Origin of the sequence: Pseudoalteromonas sp. BSi20429 (assembly GCF_000238895.1) — a bacterium.
GTDB classification, from domain to species: domain Bacteria; phylum Pseudomonadota; class Gammaproteobacteria; order Enterobacterales; family Alteromonadaceae; genus Pseudoalteromonas; species Pseudoalteromonas arctica.
On the sequence record NZ_BADV01000068.1, the window covers coordinates 1 to 18,553 of the forward strand.

17 protein-coding genes are annotated in these 18,553 nt (G+C 39.8%); 12 read left to right on the forward strand and 5 right to left on the reverse strand.

All coding sequences use genetic code 11. From position 1 onward, the window contains the following. Nucleotides 1-9: 9 nt before the first annotated feature. Nucleotides 10-873: a polyamine aminopropyltransferase gene (speE, locus tag P20429_RS06925; RefSeq protein WP_007584590.1), complete on the reverse strand. Its 864-nt coding sequence runs from the start codon at nucleotides 871-873 to the stop codon at nucleotides 10-12. A 198-nt stretch (nucleotides 874-1,071) separates the two neighbouring features. On the opposite strand from speE, the gene speA reads away from it, so the two are divergent. Genes speA through P20429_RS06905 form a run of 4 tightly spaced genes read left to right on the forward strand, consistent with a single transcriptional unit; the run spans nucleotide 1,072 to nucleotide 6,093 of the window. Beyond that, on the forward strand, nucleotides 1,072-2,952 hold the full coding sequence (gene speA / locus P20429_RS06920) for a biosynthetic arginine decarboxylase (protein ID WP_007584591.1): 1,881 nt from the start codon (nucleotides 1,072-1,074) through the stop codon (nucleotides 2,950-2,952). Between the two features lie 60 nt (nucleotides 2,953-3,012). Then, a complete protein-coding gene (locus P20429_RS06915) occupies nucleotides 3,013-3,891 on the forward strand; it encodes an acyltransferase (protein ID WP_007584592.1) in 879 nt (292 codons plus the stop codon). A 25-nt stretch (nucleotides 3,892-3,916) separates the two neighbouring features. Next, nucleotides 3,917-4,837: an acetyltransferase gene (locus tag P20429_RS06910; protein WP_007584593.1), complete on the forward strand. Its 921-nt coding sequence runs from the start codon at nucleotides 3,917-3,919 to the stop codon at nucleotides 4,835-4,837. Further along, nucleotides 4,834-6,093: a mechanosensitive ion channel family protein gene (locus P20429_RS06905; protein WP_007584595.1), complete on the forward strand. Its 1,260-nt coding sequence runs from the start codon at nucleotides 4,834-4,836 to the stop codon at nucleotides 6,091-6,093. Before P20429_RS06910 ends, P20429_RS06905 begins: the two co-directional genes overlap by 4 nt. Here the strand turns inward: P20429_RS06905 and chrA are convergent. Then, a complete protein-coding gene (gene chrA, locus P20429_RS06900; protein ID WP_007584603.1) occupies nucleotides 6,050-7,204 on the reverse strand; it encodes a chromate efflux transporter in 1,155 nt (384 codons plus the stop codon). The genes P20429_RS06905 and chrA overlap by 44 nt on opposite strands. 190 nt (nucleotides 7,205-7,394) lie before the next feature. On the opposite strand from chrA, the gene P20429_RS06895 reads away from it, so the two are divergent. Continuing rightward, nucleotides 7,395-8,027 carry an OmpA family protein gene (locus P20429_RS06895; protein WP_007584604.1) on the forward strand — a complete coding sequence of 211 codons (633 nt, stop codon included), beginning with the start codon at nucleotides 7,395-7,397 and terminating at the stop codon, nucleotides 8,025-8,027. Here P20429_RS06895 and P20429_RS06890 read toward each other — a convergent pair. Next, entirely contained in the window at nucleotides 8,024-9,802 is a 1,779-nt protein-coding gene (locus P20429_RS06890) for an ABC transporter transmembrane domain-containing protein (RefSeq protein WP_007584605.1), read from the reverse strand. The genes P20429_RS06895 and P20429_RS06890 overlap by 4 nt on opposite strands. A gap of 88 nt (nucleotides 9,803-9,890) precedes the next feature. Here P20429_RS06890 and P20429_RS06885 point away from each other — a divergent pair, with 88 nt between their 5' ends. The 4 genes from P20429_RS06885 (at nucleotide 9,891) to P20429_RS06870 (ending at nucleotide 12,160) form a co-directional block, all read left to right on the forward strand. Continuing rightward, entirely contained in the window at nucleotides 9,891-10,289 is a 399-nt protein-coding gene (locus P20429_RS06885; protein WP_007584606.1) for a DUF3224 domain-containing protein, read from the forward strand. A 208-nt stretch (nucleotides 10,290-10,497) separates the two neighbouring features. Further along, nucleotides 10,498-11,115 carry a LysE family translocator gene (locus tag P20429_RS06880; protein ID WP_007584609.1) on the forward strand — a complete coding sequence of 206 codons (618 nt, stop codon included), beginning with the start codon at nucleotides 10,498-10,500 and terminating at the stop codon, nucleotides 11,113-11,115. 66 nt (nucleotides 11,116-11,181) lie between these two features. After that, nucleotides 11,182-11,727 (forward strand): PH domain-containing protein, encoded by a 546-nt coding sequence (locus tag P20429_RS06875; RefSeq protein ID WP_007584611.1) that lies wholly within the window; start codon nucleotides 11,182-11,184, stop codon nucleotides 11,725-11,727. A gap of 37 nt (nucleotides 11,728-11,764) precedes the next feature. Next, nucleotides 11,765-12,160 carry a DUF1801 domain-containing protein gene (locus P20429_RS06870; protein WP_007584614.1) on the forward strand — a complete coding sequence of 132 codons (396 nt, stop codon included), beginning with the start codon at nucleotides 11,765-11,767 and terminating at the stop codon, nucleotides 12,158-12,160. Nucleotides 12,161-12,181: 21 nt separating this feature from the next. Here P20429_RS06870 and P20429_RS06865 read toward each other — a convergent pair whose 3' ends face one another. Then, nucleotides 12,182-12,526: a rhodanese-like domain-containing protein gene (locus P20429_RS06865; RefSeq protein WP_007584615.1), complete on the reverse strand. Its 345-nt coding sequence runs from the start codon at nucleotides 12,524-12,526 to the stop codon at nucleotides 12,182-12,184. A 285-nt stretch (nucleotides 12,527-12,811) separates the two neighbouring features. Between P20429_RS06865 and P20429_RS06860 the strand changes: the two genes are divergently transcribed. Next, complete coding sequence (locus P20429_RS06860) at nucleotides 12,812-13,120, forward strand: helix-turn-helix transcriptional regulator (RefSeq protein WP_007584618.1); 309 nt, start codon at nucleotides 12,812-12,814, stop codon at nucleotides 13,118-13,120. Here the strand turns inward: P20429_RS06860 and P20429_RS06855 are convergent. Beyond that, on the reverse strand, nucleotides 13,113-13,790 hold the full coding sequence (locus tag P20429_RS06855) for a nitroreductase family protein (protein WP_007584619.1): 678 nt from the start codon (nucleotides 13,788-13,790) through the stop codon (nucleotides 13,113-13,115). The genes P20429_RS06860 and P20429_RS06855 overlap by 8 nt on opposite strands. A gap of 187 nt (nucleotides 13,791-13,977) precedes the next feature. On the opposite strand from P20429_RS06855, the gene P20429_RS06850 reads away from it, so the two are divergent. Together P20429_RS06850 and P20429_RS06845 are read left to right on the forward strand one after the other, a co-directional pair. After that, nucleotides 13,978-14,859: an ABC transporter ATP-binding protein gene (locus P20429_RS06850; protein ID WP_007584623.1), complete on the forward strand. Its 882-nt coding sequence runs from the start codon at nucleotides 13,978-13,980 to the stop codon at nucleotides 14,857-14,859. 9 nt (nucleotides 14,860-14,868) lie between these two features. Beyond that, entirely contained in the window at nucleotides 14,869-18,447 is a 3,579-nt protein-coding gene (locus P20429_RS06845) for a M1 family aminopeptidase (protein WP_007584625.1), read from the forward strand. Nucleotides 18,448-18,553 lie beyond the last annotated feature (106 nt).

An 18,553-nucleotide genomic window follows, 5' to 3' on the forward strand; every position in this document is an offset into this window, starting at 1 on the left:
AGATGGGTATTATTTTTTATCGAATGCGCGTTTCATGTAGTTAGGTGTAGCGAGTGCACCATGGTGAATACCGTTGTTATAGTACTCGCTGTGCTGTGCAATATTTGCAGCTGCATCTTCTCTAAAACCGTCAAATGCTTGTGATTTACGTGCAAGTGTTACTGACCATAAACCGCTTGGGTAAATTGGTTGTGGAAATGGTAATGTTTGTAAATCGTTAAAGCCTACGCTTAACATTGCTTCGCGCATTTCAACTAATAGTGGCATGTGCATAAGTGGTGATTCACTTTGTTGTACTAAAATACCACCTGGGCGCAGTGCATCTAAACAGCTTGTGTAAAACGCATGGTTAAATAAACCCTCACCTGGACCTACCGGATCTGTGCCATCAACAATCACTACGTCGATAGATTCGCCAGCGGCTTCGCGCATGTATTTAATACCGTCGTCAAACATAACCGTTGCACGGGCGTCGTTATTAGATTCACAAAGCTCTGGGAAGTATTTTAACGACATTTGCGTTACTACTTCGTCGATATCTATTTGCGTTACAGTTTCTACGCCTGGGTGTTTTAATACTTCGCGTAAAGTACCGCAGTCGCCGCCGCCAATAATAACGACGTTTTTAGGGTTTGGATGCGCTAAAAGTGCAGGGTGGCTGATCATCTCATGATAAAAGAAGTTTTCGCGGGTTGTTACCATAGTACACCCGTCGATGATCATTAAATTACCAAAGTCTGTGGTTTCAAACATTTCTACCTTTTGAAAAGGAGACTGTTTTTCATCTAACTTTTTATTAATACGTAATGAAAATGCGCTGCCATCGCGGTCGCTAATTTCAGTAAACCACTTACTTTGATCTAAATTTGCCATAGTTACTATTACACTTTTTAGGTTGAGTATGAAAAAGGGGCAATTCTGCCAGTGCTTGGCGTTTTGCTCAATGACATTTTAACTGATTTGACGAATAAAGTTAGTTAGGAATGAGTGAAAGTTCAATTTTTGTTAGCCTAGTGGATAGTGACGTATTAAAATGCGCCTTTATACCTAATTGACTAAAGAAGAGTTGCCATGACCTGGGGTTTAGAAACAGCACGCGCCACTTATAACGTTGCTCATTGGAGTGATGGTTATTTTGATATTAACGCACAAGGCGAACTGGTGGCTTACCCAGATGGCGACCAAACAAAACCGGCCATTTCTTTAACGCAATTAACTGAGCAGTTTAAGCAACAAGGTTTAACGTTGCCGGTTTTAGTACGCTTTACTGATATTTTAAAAAATCGTGTAGACACACTTACTAACGCGTTTACGCAGGCGCGAGCAAATCGCGAATATAACGGAAAATACACCTGTGTTTACCCAATTAAAGTAAATCAGCAACGTTCTGTAGTAAGTAAACTATTAGCGCATCCAAGCGGGCTTGTTGGCCTAGAAGCAGGTTCAAAGCCAGAACTTATGGCTATTTTGGGTGTAGCAAAAGAGCCAATCACAATAGTGTGTAACGGCTATAAAGACAGTGAGTTTTTACGCCTAGCGTGTATTGGTCAAGCAATGGGCCACAGCGTAAAAATTGTGGTAGAGAAGCTTTCAGAACTGACCACACTACTTGAAGAAATAGACAACCTAGGCATTGAACCGGCTATTGGTATTCGCATTCGCCTAAACTCAGTAGGCAAAGGCAAGTGGCAAAACACGGGCGGCGAAAAAGGCAAGTTTGGTTTAACAGCAGGCCAAGTACTAAGTGCTGTTGAAGTGCTTAAAAAGCATAATAAGCTGCACTTAATGCAAATGGTGCATTTTCATATTGGTTCTCAAATTGCCAATATTCGTGATATTCACCGTGCTTTACGTGAATGTGCACGCCACTTTGCTGAGCTTACACAATTAAACGTACCGTTAAATACCGTTGATGTGGGCGGCGGCTTAGGTGTTGATTACGAGGGCTCTGGCTCGCGTAGTGCATGTTCAATGAATTACACCGTAGAAGAGTATGCGCGTAACGTAGTGAATGCATTTGCAGAAGTGTGCGATCAGCATAACCTTACGCATCCGGCCATTATCACCGAGTCGGGGCGTGCTTTAACTGCTCACCATGCGGTATTAATTACCGATGTAATTGACGTAGAAAAAGCGCCTAATCATTTAAATCCAGAGCCACCGCTTGAAAATAGCGCATTAGTGCTTGATGAAATGTGGCAGTGTTTACAGCGTTTAAACCCGCGTATGGCATTAGAAATTTATCACGACGCTATGCACTTATTTAGCGAAGCGCACGATCAGTACGTGCATGGCTTAGTAAGCATGCTAGAGTGGGCGAAAATAGAGCAGCTTTACTTTACTATTTTACATCGTGTACGTGCATCGCTTAGTAATAACGCGCGCGCGCACCGTGAAGTACTCGACGATTTAAACGAAAAGCTTGCTGATAAACTCTTTGTTAACTTTTCATTATTTCAGTCGTTGCCTGATGTATGGGGTATTCAGCAGTTGTTTCCTGTTATGCCAATCGAAAACTTAACTCAGCCACTGACTCAGCGCGCGATTATTCAAGATATTACCTGCGATTCTGACGGGCAGATTCGTGAATACGTTGAAGGCGCTGGTATCGAAACCAGCCTACCAATACCAGAATATAAGCATGGCGAGCAATACCACATTGCTATGTTCATGGTAGGCGCGTATCAAGAAATTTTAGGTGATTTACATAACCTATTTGGTGACACTGATTCGGTGCACGTAGAGCTTAACGACGATGGTTACGTGTTAACCAATGCTATAAAAGGTGATAGCGTTAAGGATGTATTAAAGTTTGTTGACTATGATAGCGCCATTTTAGCTGACAACTTTGCGTACCAAGTTAATAAACTTGATGTATCGACGCAGTGTAAAGAAGGTTATTTAGCTGAGCTTAATGCAGGCCTTGAAGGCTATACCTATTTTGAAGATTAATTTGTAAGCAACTGAAAGCGCAGTATTAGTGGCTGCGCAATGTTTAAAGGAATGGAAGTAATGTCAGTTATTCGCAGTGTATTTAGTATTGTTTTTTACACAATAAACACACTTTTTTGGTTTGTGCCTATTTTTGTTTGTGGGCTTATAAAGCTTATCCCTATTAAGCCTCTACAAAAGCTTATGAGCTGGGCAGCTAAGCAATTTGCAACTATTTGGGTTACCTTTAATAGCTTAAATCAAGCGTTATTTACGCCAACTAAACTTAATGTAACTGGCCTTGAAGACCTTAAACTAAAAGATTGGTACCTAGTAATTGCAAATCACCAAAGCTGGGTCGATATTTTAGTATTACAGCGCGTGTTTAATCGTAAAATTCCATTTTTAAACTTCTTTTTGAAAAAAGAGCTTATTTACGTGCCTATTTTAGGTTTATGTTGGTGGGCGCTTGATTTTCCGTTTATGACTCGCACGAGTAAAAGCCAATTAAAAAAGAATCCAAAGCTGCGTGGCAAAGACTTAGAAACCACACGTAAAGCCTGCGAAAAATTTAAAGAGATGCCAGTAAGTGTGGTTAACTTTGTAGAAGGCACTCGTTTTACTACGCAAAAGCATGAGCGCCAAAATAGCCCGTTCCCACATTTATTAAAACCAAAAGCGGGCGGTATTGCTTTTGTAATGCAAGCAATGGGCGAGCAAATTACTAAAGTGGTTAACGTCACCATTCATTACCCAGATGGTATTCCTACTTTTATGGATTTTGCTGGTGGTAAGGTAAAAAATATCAACGTACACGTGGAAGTAAGGCCGGTAAGCGAAGAGCTTATTGGTGACTACACAGGTGATTCTGAATTTAGAGTTCGCTTTCAAAGCGAGTTAAACCGCTTATGGGAAAACAAAGAGCAAACACTACAATCGCTCGAAAAAAACCATAAGTAAAAGGTAAAAATATGAGCTTACAGTTATGCTAAAAAAGTGGTTACCAAATTGGCTTAACGGCTTAATTGTAGGCTGCGTATTGTTTTCTAACGTAATGCTTTTTGGCTCGCTAGTATTTGTACTGGGCCTTATTAAGTTATTACTGCCTTTGCCTGTGGTTAACTCTATATTACACAGCGCTTACCGAGGTTGGTGTAACGGCAACCGTTTAGGGCTTTGGTTAGGTTGCCCTAACATTGTGGTTGATATAAGTGGCGACTTAAACTCAAAAAGTTGGTATTTACTTATTTGTAACCACGCGAGTTGGTTAGATATAACTGTACTTAGCTCATTACATGCATTGCCTGCCCCTAAGTTCTTTTTAAAAGACGGGTTAAAATACATGCCTTTTATTGGCACTGGTGCGTGGGCCATGGGTATGCCGTTTATGAAACGGGTAAGCAAAGCGCAGCTTGCTAAAAATCCAAAGTTGAAAGGGTTGGATGTAGAGCGCACGAAGCGTAGCTGTCGTAGTTTTCGTCATCATCCTACTACCATCATTAATTTTGTTGAAGGTACACGCTATACGCCAGCCAAACATAATCTGCAACAAAGTCCTTTTAAACATTTATTAAAGCCCAAAGCGGGCGGCATTGCTTTTGCGCTTGAAGTATTAGCCGATCAATTTGATGCCATGCTTAATACAAGTTTAGTATATAGCGGTAAGACAGATCACGTTTGTCGTAACTTGCTAAAAGGTGAGCTAGATTCTATTTATGTTTCAATAGACGTAACGCCCATTAATGACAATATGCAGGGCAGCTATCAAAGCGATGACGTATTTAAAGTTAATTTTCAACATTATGTGAATGAGCTATGGGTTGCTAAAGATCAGCAGCTTGCCGACATTTATGCTCAACAAGATTTACCTGAACCACAAATCAGTAAGGAAATTGAAACACTATGACCAACACCCATCTTCAGGAATTAATTGCTCCTTGGTTTGAAAAAGTACCCGACGCGGATTTTCTTAGCTCAATTACCGCAGTCTCAATAGGAATATTCTCTTTATTAATTGTTTACTTATTTACTCGTAGATTAATGTTACCTGGCATTCAAAAAATAGTGACGAGGCTTTCTCCTGAGCGAATTGGTGCGCTTTCTCCTATGCTTAATAAGCTAAATAAGCGTATTGCCGGAATGCTGTGCTGCGTATTGTTTTTAGCTACGTTTGATAGCGTATACCCAGTTAATGAAATTGCAGGAGAAATACTAAAAACGATAGGACAAGCTTTGCTTATTATTTATGCTGGTTTTATTTTTAGCAGTATTGTGAGCATTGCGGGTACTATTTATAACCAGTTAGAGTTTGCCCGCGAGGTTCCTATTCAGGGCTTAATTCAGGTTGTTAAGCTAATAACCTTTATTGTGTGTGCAATTTTAATTGTGAGCATTTTTCTTGAGAAGTCACCTACTTATATTCTCTCTGGCTTTGGTGCTATTGCTGCTGTTACGTTGTTAGTATTTAAAGACACTATTTTAGGGTTTGTAGCCAGTATTCAAATAGCAGCAAATCGCCTAGTAACCTATGGTGATTGGATTCAAGTAGAAAATTACGGCGCCGATGGCGAAGTAATTGATTTGGGTTTAAATACTGTAAAGGTACGTAACTGGGATAACACCATAACAACTATTCCAACTTATATGCTAGTTGCGGGTTCGTTTAAAAACTGGCGCGGGATGCAAGAGTCGGGCGGTAGACGTATTAAACGCTCACTCAATATTGATATGCACAGCATTTGTTTAGTGGGTGATGAGTTTAGAAAGCAAATCGATGCGGCTATTCCGCTGCACGACTATATTCGAGTGACGACATTACCTGCTCAGGTTTCTAATTTAGGGTTATTCCGTCGCTATGCTGAAGGTTATTTAAAGCAGCACAGTAAAATTAATACGTCGCTTACGTTAATGGTACGAGAGCTACAACCACTAAACCATGGTTTACCTATTGAGTTTTATTGCTTTAGTGAAGACAAACGCTGGATTTCGTACGAGCATTTACAAGCCGAAATAATGGACCATTTACTTGCGGTATTACCCGTGTTTGGGCTTAGGGCATATCAAAGTGTTAGTGGGCAATTAAGCCCACCGAGTGAGCAACAAACAGATAAGCCAACATTTAGAGTGATGGCAAATAGTGTTGTAAAAGACCCACAGCAATAAATAAAGCTAAGAGCCACCAAATAGGTGGCTTTTTAAATCGCAGCCATGCAAATGTAATTATTACTAACGCAACTTGCCAAAGGTTATGCACCGCTGATGTCCAAATTGGCGAATACAGTGCAGCCGCTAAAAAACCTACTACCGCGGCATTAAGCGCTGCTATTGAGCTTGCAAAGCGTGGCTTACTTGCCAAGTTAATCCAGCTCTTCTGAAATGCCAAAATAAGTAAAAAACCAGGCATAAATATAAGCAGTGTAGCTATAAGAGCACCCACTAAAGGTTGTTCTGTAGTAAGTTGTGCGCCTAAGTAAGTAGCAATAGTAAACATAGGCCCAGGCACTGCTTGTGCACTCGCGTAAGCACTTAAAAACTGATCATCACTCAATGCTGGCACGCCAGCTTGAAGTACCGGCAGTACTACGTGTCCGCCGCCAAACACCATTGCACCCGCTTGGTAAAAAGGGGTAAACAAAGCAAACTCATGCCCTAGTGGAATAAAGCTAACACCAAGTAAGATCGCAAATAACCCCAGTGCAATCCAGTTAATATTACTTTTTTTGCTACTAATATCTTCCGTGGCTGTACCAAGTTTTAATAAAGGCCATATAGCACCTATTGCTGCAGCAATTATTAAAATAGCGATTTGAGTGCCTAGCATTGGTAATAACACCAAAGCAAGTGTACTCATTACAGCAAGTAGCTTAAGTACGGTACTTGTACAAAAGCTTTTAGCCATACTAAGCGTTGCATCAGCAACTATAACAACGGCAAATAACTTTAAACCTGCAATAATAGCAAAGTAAATAGCGTCAAACTGATGAGCACTAACCGCAAGTAGCACCATTATTAAAAACGAAGGCAGAGTAAAGCCTACAAATGCAGCTATACCACCCAGTACACCAGCACGCTCAACGCCAATTGCAAAACTAACTTGGCTAGAGCCAGGACCTGGTAGGGCTTGGCTTAAGCTAATAAGTTGTGCGTAACGCGTGTTAGTAAGCCAATTTAACGAGTCTACAAAGTGGCGTTTAAAGTAACCTAAATGTGCAGCAGGGCCACCAAAGCTCATACACCCTAGTAAAAAAAACTGTCTAAAAATAGCAATTAACATTGCGCCAATATCCTTTGTAAAGTTCATTAAATTGTCACAGGGGAGTATGACATTTTTATTAAAATGGCACATTAGTTTAGGGTATGCTTAACTATCGAGCTAGATGCGTTGCTTTTAACACTCTCTTCATAGTTTGTTCATACATGTATTTGCATACTCTTGCTAAATTCTTAATGAATAGGGTATCACCATGACTTTAACTAAATCACTTTTAAGCGTAACCGTAGTAGCTGTATTACTTTCTGGTTGTGAAATGAATAACACAGGTAAAGGAGCCGCTATAGGCGCCGCAGCCGGAGGTGTATTAGGTAAGGCTACGGGTAATCATAAAGATAAACGTATTTTTATTGGTGCAGCTATTGGTGCACTGGCGGGCGCTGCTGTTGGCGACTACATGGATAAGCAAGAAGAAGCATTCCGTGATGAGTTAGCGGGTTCAGGTGTTGAAGTAGTGCGTGAAGGCGATAACTTACGTTTAGTAATGCCATCAAATATTACGTTTGCGACTGCTCAGTCTTATATTTCATCAGGCTTTAACGATACGTTAGATGCGATTGCTAAAGTAATGAACAAGTACGAAAAAACCTACCTTAGTGTGCAAGGGCATACTGACAGTACGGGTAAAGATAGCTTCAACATGAACCTATCGCGTGAACGCGCACAAAGTGTGAAAGACTACTTAGTGAACCAACAAATTATGGCTACACGTGTTAGCACTATGGGCTATGGCGAAACACGCCCAATTGCAACTAATGATAGTGCAAATGGCCGTGCTCAAAACCGTCGCGTAGAAATTCAGATAGTGCCAAATACCGAAGGTTAATCCTTATTAAACTGTAATTCACACAGTTTTTGATACAACGGGTTACTTGCTAACAACTCTTGGTGAGTACCCGTTGCTATGATTTCCCCATTTTCCATTACTACAATTACATCTGCATGTTTTACCGTTGCCAGCCTATGGGCAATAATTAACGTTGTTCTGTTTTGCATTAAATGCTCAAGTGCAGCTTGTACATGGTGTTCGCTTTGCGCATCCAGCGCGCTGGTGGCTTCATCAAGAAGAAGTATTTCAGGGTCTTTTAATATGGCACGTGCAAGCACAATACGCTGCTTTTGCCCACCCGATAACCTCACACCCTGCTCACCTAAAAAGCTGTTATAACCTTGCGGTAATTGTTTGATAAATTCATCGGCATGCGCATACTTTGCTGCGGCATATACTTGCTCATCGGTTGCACTTGGGTTGCCGTAGCGGATGTTATGCATTACGTCGGAGCTAAATAAAATAGGGTTTTGCGCTACCATGCCCATTTTATTACGCAGAGTATTAAGTGATAGGTCTTTAATGTTTACATCTTTAAACTTAATAGCTCCGCTAGCCGGATCGTAAAAACGTTGTAGCAATTCAAATAACGTTGTTTTACCTGCGCCAGAAGGGCCAACAATTGCCACGGTTTGGCCTTGATTTATATTTAGGCTTATTTTATTAAGTGCACTTACGTCTGGGCGAGAGGGGTAGTTAAAGCTTATATTTTCAAGCGTAATAGCAGGGCTATTACTATCTTGCAGTAAGCTATCGTCTTGTGGAACTAGTGGGTTTTCTATCTCACTTTTAACAGCAAGTAACTCAAGTAACCTTGCCGCAGCACCAGCTGCGCGTTGTAGTTCGCCATATACTTCAGCAACGGTTGCCACCGACATTGCCACCATAATAGCGTAAAACACAAATGCACCTAACTCGCCGCCGGTCATAGTACCCGCAAGTACATCGTTACCACCTACCCATAACATAGCGCTAATAGCACTAAAGGTTAAAAAAATCACTACGGCTATTAAAAATGAACGTTGCTTAATGCGTTTTTTAGCTACGTTAAAGGCTTTTTCGGTCTCAAGTGCAAAAGCATGTTGTTCTTGTTCTTCATGGCTATAACTTTGCACTACTTTGATGTTTTGTATGATTTCTCCGGCATAGGTACTTATGTCGGCAATGGCATCTTGGCTAGAGCTTGCTAGTTTGCGTACCTTGCGACCAAATATCATCATAGGAACAAGTACCAGCGGTACACAGGCTACAACCACTAAAGTAAGTTTTAAATTAGTAAATAGCAGCATAGCTAAGCCACCAATCAACATAAGTACACTGCGCAGTGCCATAGAAAATGATGAGCCGATAATTGATTGCAGTAATGTGGTGTCGGTGGTTAAACGCGACATAAGTTCGCCACTGCGGTTTTCTTCAAAGTAGCTAGGGTGTAGCGTTACAATGCGATTAAACACCGCTTTTCGAATATCGTTACTGACTCGCTCGCCAATCCACGACATTAAATAAAAACGGCTAAAGGTACCTATCGCTAATAAGCTGATTAAGCCAATGAGCACCAGTACAGCTTGTTGTAATTGATCTTTGGAGCCTGCAATAAACCCATGATCAATAACAAACTTAACCCCCTGACCTAGTGATAAGTTAACACCCGCAGTCACTAACAGTGCAGCTAGCGCAGCTACTACCATCCATTTGTAAGGTTTTATAAAAGCAAAAACAGGTAATAGGCTGCTAAAAGCTGCTTTTTCGGATGCAGAGGTGTTTTTTGACATAGTGGATTCTTTTTAAAGGTTAAGGTATAGATATGGCATCATCGGATTAAAAATCAATAGTATTAAATATCATCAATAAGGAATTGTTATGACAACAAAAATAATAAGCGGTGAATTTACAGTGGCTTTAGCGCCTATTGAAGGTTATGCCAAAGGGCAGCAAGGTATTAACTTAGGACGTATGTCGATCGATAAAACATTTAAAGGTGACTTAAATGCTACAAGCCAAGGCGAGATGCTTAGCGCAATGACGCCAACCCAAGGCAGTGCGGGTTACGTGGCAATAGAGCAAGTGATAGGTGAGCTTGAAGGTAAGCAGGGCAGTTTTGTACTGCAACACTTTGGCACTATGAATAAAGGACAAGACAGTCTTATTTTAAATGTTATTCCTGATTCAGGCACCTATGAGCTAAAAGGGTTAACTGGCAGTATGAAAATACGCATTGAGCAGGGCATTCACTATTACGACTTTGACTACCGCTTATAAAATGGATAACAAACAATGCAAAAAATAGTAGAATTTAAAAGGCGTGGTTTTTTAGTAACGGCATTGATGTAGATGCTTTGAATGAGCGCATATACCACTTAAATCAAGAAGGTTGGAAAGTAATAAGTATAAATACTGCGACTGCTTTTCAAGGCCAAATAACGGCCTATATATTATTAATAGAAAACGATGAACTATAAGGATAAGAATGACATTAGCAGCGTGGTTTAGTTTAGTAGTTGTATGCATGATGGGTGCAATGTCGCCAGGCCCAAGCCTTGCAGTTGTACTAAAGCATACAATGAGTGGCGGAATGAAAAACGGTATGCTTGCTGCACTTAGCCATGGCGTGGGTGTTGGGCTTTATGCGGCAGCTTCGTTACTTGGTTTGGGGACATTGATGGCTCAATTTCCAACGGTATACCAAGTGCTTGTATATTTGGGCGCTGGGTATCTAGCCTATTTAGGTTTAAAAATACTATTAGCAAAACCCAGTAATGACGAACTGCAAGTACAAAAAAGTGAGATAAGCGCAGCCAAAGCGTTGCAAGATGGATTTGCCATTGCGTTTTTAAACCCTAAATTGGCAATTTTCTTTTTAGCGTTGTTTTCGCAGTTTATAGACCCGCAAAACCTTACTTTAAGCATTGGCATTATTATGTGCTTAACGGTATTTGTAATTGATACCGGCTGGTATTTACTAGTTGCAGTACTTACTGAGGTTTCAAAAAATCGCTTTGGTTTTACTAAGCAGAACCCGTGGCTTGATAAAATACTGGGGGTTGTGTTTATTGCTCTTGCTATAAAAGTCGTTATTAGTTTGTAAGATTGAGTAGAGATTATTGAAGTTTGCAGAGTGTATTTGTAGTTATATAGATAAAGGATTAAAACAATGACAAAACATATTTTAAAAAGTGCATCTTTCGACCCGAAGGTTCAGCAATACTGGATGCTAATGGCCGCTTTTTTTAGTGTACTAGCGCTGGTGACTATTCCGTTGTTACCCATTGTTTTAGCGATTGTATGGCTGGTGGGCGGGCGAATACTCGCAGCTATGTCGGCTGACTTATTACCACAAAAATTGGTAGTTAAACGTGGCATATTATTTAAAGAAGAAAAATCTATTCCGCTTGAAAAAATAACCGATGTTGGATTAAGCCAAGGGCCGCTCATGCGAATATTTGGATTATATCGTTTAAGCTTTGAAACAGCTGGGCAGTCAGGAAATGGCGCTTTAGTGTCTTTGCTTGGTGTGGTTAATGCGAGTGAGTTTAGAGAGGCGATACTTGAGCAAAAAGATGTATTGGCTAATCAAGGTAAAACGTCGCAGCAGGCAACAGAGCAAAGTGAGAAAGAGCTACTGAGAGCACTTACTTATAGTGTTAAAAATATTGAGCAGATGCTACTTGTTTTAGTTGATGAAAGGCAGCAAAAGTAACCTGTTTTAAACTTGTAATACTTATAAGGATGTTTTTATGAATACGGATATAAAAAATATATTTAATAATTATCCTGAGGCAGCTAAAAGTACGCTTATACAATTACGAGAGTTAATTTATACCGTAGCACAAGAGCAAAACTTAGGAGCTGTTGAAGAGTCTTTAAAGTGGGGAGAGCCAAGTTATAACACAATAAATGGCAGCCCCATTCGCGTAGGCTTAAAGGGCTCATCGTGTTATTTGTTTTTTCATTGCCAATCAAAGCTAGTAAGCACATTTAGAGAGTTGTACTCTCATAATCTTACCTTTGAAGGAAATAGAGCAATAGTGTTAAATAGTGAAAAGCCATTACCAGAACACCCAGTTAAAGAGTGTATTAAATTAGCACTGACTTATCACAGCGTTAAACACCTACCTTTGTTAGGCGCATAATTATAAGTACTTAGTAGATACTTAAAATACGCTACATATTTGGTTTGCGTCACAGGTAATAACAGTCACGTTTTCATAACCCACACGCGTTAATGCTTCTGCTCCCAACGTTGCGCGTGCACCACTTGCGCAGTGCACGTAAATAGGGCGAGCTGCGTCTTTTTCTATTTCCATTAGTTTCATCTCGAGTAATCCACGCGGAATATTTATAGCGCCGGCAGCCGATTTTGTCGCGTGCTCTGCAGGTTCTCGCACATCAATAAGTAAACCTTTATTTTTTTCAAGCTCGAGTTTTGCTTGCGCTGCGTCAATACGGCGTTGGTTAGGTGTGATAATTTTTAGTAAATCAGGGATTGATGTAAGCATTAGTTTGTAAATCCTCTTTTTCTTAAAAAAGACATTAATGGGTGCTACTTGGTATAAGTAGGTTGAATTGAGTTAATACTTATAAATAACGTTAAAAACTGAAAGCTACTTTATATAAAGTAACTTAATAGTGCGGATACTGCTACAGCACTTCCGCCGATTAATAAAATGGCATCGCTAGTTTCATGGTCATCTTAATATTAGTAAAACCTAATGTTAATTATATTAGAACTTACTAATGTAAAAGTCTATACTTAAAAAGGTATCAAAAAGAGAAATAATAAAATGAATATTGAACAACTAGCTGTCAACGCAGAGCAAGCCGAACAGTTTTTAAAATTAATGGCTAACAAAAATCGCTTAATGATTTTATGTAGTTTATTACAAGGTGAGCAAAGTGTAGGTGAGCTAAATAAAAAGGTACCTTTAGCGCAGTCGGCGCTATCTCAGCATTTAGCAAGTTTACGCAAGGCAAATATGGTTGTTACTCGCCGAGAAGGGCATACTATTTATTACTCATTGACCGACCCAAAAGTTGAGTCGATCATTGCTTTGTTATATGAGTGGTTTTGCCGACAAGAAAATACTAAATAAACGTAGCTATTTCATCGATAGATTTTTTATCCAGTGCATGAGCAGGTATTGTTGCATCATCACCTGGGTAGCCTGTAATAAGTAGCATGTATGGGCGTTCATTATCTCTATCGCGATTACATATGTCGGTTAAAAAACTCATTGGCTTTGGAGTATGAGTAAGGGTTGCCAAACCACTGCGGTGCAAAGCTTGAATTAAAAAGCCGGTAGCTAAACCAACAGACTCATGCACATAATAATTCGTATTTTTATCATCGGTGCTTACACCGCCCTTTTTTTGACTAAATACAGCTATAAGCCAAGGTGCATGCTCTAAATAAGGTTTATTGGCGTCGGTACCTAACGGCTTTAGCGCATCTAACCATTCTTCACCTGCTCTGCCTTCGTAAAAAGAACGCTCTAATTTTTCTGCGGCTTCTCTTATTTGTTTTTTTACATCGCTACTGTTTATAGCCACAAAATGCCAAGGCTGATGATTCGCTCCACTAGGTGCTGTACCTGCTGCTTTTATACATGCTTCAATAATATTTTTTGGTACTGGGCGATCGCTAAAGCTACGAATGCTATGGCGGCGTTGGCTGGTTTGTAAAAACTCGTTAGCACGATTTAGCATTTCGTCGTGTGGGTATTCTATAAAGTCGTTTAATGGTTGGCTTTGGTGATCTTGCATGGCTTTTCGCTTCTTATAAAAAGTATATGTGGTTTTTATACCGAGTGAATACAGTGCAGGCAAGTGTTATGAGTTTAAATTATGTTTATTTGTTGTTACAAATTTAACTAACAAGTAACTTATGTTCCTGTTTTTCTTGTGATATAAAACATTATAAAAATAATTACTTATACTCAAGGAAGTAAAAATGCTATCAATAACAGGGTTATCTAAAACCTACGATAACGGCGTACATGCACTACAAGGTGTTGATTTATCTATCGGTAAAGGGATGTTTGGATTACTTGGGCCAAATGGCGCAGGTAAATCATCGCTTATGCGTACCATTGCAACACTGCAGTCGGCTGATTCAGGTTCAATTACTTTTGATGGCATTGATGTATTTAAAGACCCACAGGCACTGCGCCAACGCTTAGGTTACTTACCACAAGATTTTGGTGTGTACCCGCGTGTTAGTGCTTACGACTTACTGGACCATATGGCTGTTTTAAAGGGTATTCATAATAAAGCAGAGCGTAAAGAGTCGGTTGAAGGATTACTTGCGCACACTAATTTATATCAACATCGCTCAAAAGCGGTCAGTGGCTTTTCGGGCGGTATGCGCCAGCGTTTTGGTATTGCACAGGCATTACTGGGTGACCCTGATTTACTAATAGTTGATGAGCCAACAGCGGGGCTAGATCCAGAGGAACGTAATCGTTTCCATAACTTATTAGTAAGCTTAGGCGAGCAAAAAGTAGTTATATTATCGACCCATATCGTTGAAGATGTTGCAGAGCTTTGCCCAAATATGGCGGTGTTGGCTGGCGGTAAGATTTTACTAGAAGGTAACCCAATAGCGCTTACCGATAAGCTCCAAGGACAAATTTGGCGCAAAGCCATGAGCCAAGAAGAAGCGCAAGAACTTGAGCCGCAATTACCGGTTATTTCTAAGCGCCTATTTGCAGGGAAAACAATTTTACATGTAATAGCAGAGCAAGCCCCACAAGGGTTTGAAGCAAGTAATGCAAATTTAGAAGATGTGTATTTTTCTACTCTGCTTAATCATCGTAACAGCCAAGTAGCATAAGGAGGCGTTATGTTTTTTAATATGCTCGCGTTTGAGCTGCGTTATTTCGCGCGTCAGCCTTCGTTTTATGTGACCTCATTAATATTCTTTTTTATGGCGTTTTTTATAAGCTCCAGTAGTAAGTTTCCGTTAGGTGGGGCGAATGTTCATATGAACTCGCCTTTCTCTATTATGCTTTTAACCGTTACATTTTGTACGTTTGCGATGTTTTTAGTGGTTAACTTTGTTGCCAGCTCTGCTATTCGCAACAGTGAAAGCAAAATGGATGAGCTGGTTTTTAGTAAGCCTGTTAATCCTGTGCCTTATCAAGCAGGGCGTTTTTTTGGTTCCTACTTAGTTGTACTTATTGTGTTTTTAAGCGTGCCATTGGGTGTGTTTTTAGGGTCGCAATTTGGTTTATTAGTTGGCTGGCTCGATGGCGAATTGATTGGTCCTAATAAGCTAATGTACTACGCTGCGCCTTATCTTTATTTAGCAGTGCCAAGTTTACTGGTGCTTTCGGCTATTTTTAATAGTGTAGCGGTCTATTTTAAAACCATGATGTCGGTGTATGTAGCAGCTGTTGTGATTTTTATAGCCTATCAAATTGCCGGCGTTTACTTTGATGATTTAGCATTTAGAAATATTGTTGTTTACGCCGACCCATTTGGCTCTGGTTCGTTAATTGATTTAACACGTTATTGGACTGTAAATGATAAAAACACAGAAGTGCTAACGCTCACAGGTGACCTTTTAGTTAACCGTATATTGTGGGTGGCAATCAGTGTTGCAATGTTTTTTGGCCTTGGAAAGCTAAGCAATCGCATAGTAACTAAAAAACAGAAGAAGCAATTTAAAGTCTCTGCTTTTGTACAAAATAAACAAGCTGCACTTATCACCAGTGCTAAAAATTATAAATCAGCGGGGGTTAGTACTAAATCTCAGCTAATAATGCGCAGTATATTCGAACTTAAACAAGTTATATTTAGCGCGCCATTTATGATTTTAGCGGGTGTAAGCATTGTAACGCTTATGATTCCTTTGTTTGCGCCTATTGGTGCTTATGGCACTACTAACTGGCCTTTAACTCAGAATATGGTCAATATTATTAGTGGTATTTCCGGTTTATTTTTGTTTGTTATTATCGCTTTTTATAGTGCTGAGCTTGTATGGCGAGAGCGACAAAGTGGCATGGGCGATATTGTTGACAGCTTTCCGGTGCATAATAGTGTTTTTTGGGTGTCAAAAATACTGGCTTTAATCGCCGCTATTTCTGGGTTGTTTCTAGTGGGAATGATACTCACAATTACAGTTCAGTTATTTAAAGGTCAATTTAATTTAGAGCTAGGACAGTATTTATTTAGGATTGTTTATTTATCGATTTTACCGTTGATTATGCTGACGGTACTTGCCTTCTTTTTGCAGATTATTAGCCCGAATAAATATGTAGGAATGGGTTTGTTTATTTTGTATTACATAGCGCAAAAAGTGATGGGTTCTTATGGGTTTGAGCACCATATGTATCATTTTTCTCAAAGCAGTAGTGTACCGTATTCTGATATAAATGGTTATGGGCACTTTTTACAAGGCGCGCATTGGTACACATTATATTGGGGCGCGTTAAGCCTTGTTTTAGCGATTGTTGGGTTTGCGTTGTGGCATCGTGGTCCTTCACAAACGCTGCGCACACGCCTGTCTATGCTTCGTTATAATATGTCGTTAAAAGGGCAAGCGATTGCGGTTATTAGTGCATTAGTGTTTGTTGGTGCAGGCTACAATATTTATAACAACACAAGAGTTTTGAACGAGTTTACTACGAGCGATGAGTTTCAAGACAAGCAAATAAGTTATGAGCAGCAGTTTGCACAATACAAAGACTTAGCACTACCTATGGTGACCGATGTTGACTTAACTGTTGATATTTATCCAAAAAAGCGTGCTTTAAGTGCTGTGGCAAAAATTAAATTTACTAATACCTCTAACGAGCCAATTACGCGAGTGTTAATAAGCTCACCTCAACACGCTAAAAGTTGGTATGTAGCCATGGCAGGCGGTAAGATAGTTGAAAAATTACCAGCGCTTTATTCAGCATGGTTTGAGTTTGATCAACCGCTTATGCCAAACGAAATAAGAGAAGGGCAACTGTCGGTTACTCGCGATCACAAAGGCTTTACTGATCAAGGTTCTGATACACAATTAGTTGCCAATGGCACTTTTATTAATAACTTGGAACTCCTCCCTAGCTTTGGTTATAGCCGTGGTTTACAGGTAGCTGATAAATTTGAACGCCGTAAGCATGATTTACCAGAACTTGAACGTGCCCATAAGCTAGAAGACAGTCAGTACTATACACAAAGTAATTTTGGTGCAGCTAATGGGTTTATTAACTTTAAGGCAACGGTAACAACCGACGAGTCGCAATTTGCTATTACCCCAGGGTATTTACAAAGTGAAAGTGTAAAAGACGGGCGCCGCACTTTTGTTTATGAAATGGATGCGCCTATTTTAAACTTTTATGCGGTGCTTTCGGCAGAGCTTGAAAGTAAAAAGGTTGAGCATAATGGGGTAAATATTGAGGTGTATTACCACAAAAATCATGCATGGAATATTGACCGTATGATTGAGTCAGTACAAGACTCGATAGATTACTTTACACAAGCATTTGGGCCGTATCAGCATAAACAGCTACGTATAATTGAATTTCCTAAGTATCGCTCGTTTGCACAAAGTTTTGCCAATACAGTCCCTTACTCAGAAAGCATGGGGTTTATTACAGACTTAAGAGATGAGAGTAAAGTTGACTACCCTTACTATGTTACCGCACATGAAGTAGCGCACCAGTGGTGGGGGCATCAAGTATCGGCGGCTAATGTAGAGGGCAGTGCCGTTATGTCAGAAACGCTTTCACAATACAGTGCGCTAATGGTGCTAAGAAAACGCTTTGGCGCAGAGAAGCTACGTAAGTTTTTAAAATATGAGCTTGATAGGTACTTAATAGGGCGTACAGGGGAAGCCTTTGAAGAAATGCCACTATATAAAACACAGTCGCAACAATATCTTCATTACAATAAAGGATCAGTTGTGATGATGGCGATTTATGATCGTTTAGGTGAAAAACGTTTAAATGATGCACTCAAAGCATTTTTAAATGAATTTCAGTACCAATCAACACCATACCCAACTACGCTTGATTTACTTAGCTATTTAAAACAAGACGCAACGCAAGCAGAACAAAGTTTTATTGACGATCAGTTTAAATATATCACCTTGTATGAGCTTGAGATGAAAGACGTTTCAGTTACAGATAGCGCTGATAGTGATGGTTTTTATAGCGTTACGCTAAACATTGAAGCCATTAAACAGCGTGCGGATGGCCAAGGTGAAGAAACCGAACAGCCGCTCGATGAGCTAATTGATATTGCATTATTTAGCGACGACCCTGAAAACTTACTAGCTGATGACTTTGTTATTTACTCGCAAAAGCATCAAATAGTGTCTGGTACCAATACTATTGAGCTAAAAGTAAAAGAAAAACCATTATTTGCGGGGGTAGATCCTTACATTAAGCTGGTCGACAAAGACAGTAAAAATAATTTAGCTAAATTCTAACGTCTATTTATTTACTAACCTAAACTAACTACTTTAAGGGCCGCATTTATGCGGCCTTTATGTGTAATAAACTGTATAAAACTTCATAGCGTTTCTACATATTCCC

Excerpts from the sequence above, each read along its gene's own strand:
- speE (WP_007584590.1), bottom strand. The coding sequence starts at position 873 with ATGGCAAATTTAGATCAAAGTAAGTGGTTTACTGAAATTAGCGACCGC.
- speA (WP_007584591.1), top strand. The coding sequence starts at position 1,072 with ATGACCTGGGGTTTAGAAACAGCACGCGCCACTTATAACGTTGCTCAT.
- P20429_RS06915 (WP_007584592.1), top strand. The coding sequence starts at position 3,013 with ATGTCAGTTATTCGCAGTGTATTTAGTATTGTTTTTTACACAATAAAC.
- P20429_RS06910 (WP_007584593.1), top strand. The coding sequence starts at position 3,917 with ATGCTAAAAAAGTGGTTACCAAATTGGCTTAACGGCTTAATTGTAGGC.
- P20429_RS06905 (WP_007584595.1), top strand. The coding sequence starts at position 4,834 with ATGACCAACACCCATCTTCAGGAATTAATTGCTCCTTGGTTTGAAAAA.
- chrA (WP_007584603.1), bottom strand. The coding sequence starts at position 7,204 with ATGTTAATTGCTATTTTTAGACAGTTTTTTTTACTAGGGTGTATGAGC.
- P20429_RS06895 (WP_007584604.1), top strand. The coding sequence starts at position 7,395 with ATGACTTTAACTAAATCACTTTTAAGCGTAACCGTAGTAGCTGTATTA.
- P20429_RS06890 (WP_007584605.1), bottom strand. The coding sequence starts at position 9,802 with ATGTCAAAAAACACCTCTGCATCCGAAAAAGCAGCTTTTAGCAGCCTA.
- P20429_RS06885 (WP_007584606.1), top strand. The coding sequence starts at position 9,891 with ATGACAACAAAAATAATAAGCGGTGAATTTACAGTGGCTTTAGCGCCT.
- P20429_RS06880 (WP_007584609.1), top strand. The coding sequence starts at position 10,498 with ATGACATTAGCAGCGTGGTTTAGTTTAGTAGTTGTATGCATGATGGGT.
- P20429_RS06875 (WP_007584611.1), top strand. The coding sequence starts at position 11,182 with ATGACAAAACATATTTTAAAAAGTGCATCTTTCGACCCGAAGGTTCAG.
- P20429_RS06870 (WP_007584614.1), top strand. The coding sequence starts at position 11,765 with ATGAATACGGATATAAAAAATATATTTAATAATTATCCTGAGGCAGCT.
- P20429_RS06865 (WP_007584615.1), bottom strand. The coding sequence starts at position 12,526 with ATGCTTACATCAATCCCTGATTTACTAAAAATTATCACACCTAACCAA.
- P20429_RS06860 (WP_007584618.1), top strand. The coding sequence starts at position 12,812 with ATGAATATTGAACAACTAGCTGTCAACGCAGAGCAAGCCGAACAGTTT.
- P20429_RS06855 (WP_007584619.1), bottom strand. The coding sequence starts at position 13,790 with ATGCAAGATCACCAAAGCCAACCATTAAACGACTTTATAGAATACCCA.
- P20429_RS06850 (WP_007584623.1), top strand. The coding sequence starts at position 13,978 with ATGCTATCAATAACAGGGTTATCTAAAACCTACGATAACGGCGTACAT.
- P20429_RS06845 (WP_007584625.1), top strand. The coding sequence starts at position 14,869 with ATGTTTTTTAATATGCTCGCGTTTGAGCTGCGTTATTTCGCGCGTCAG.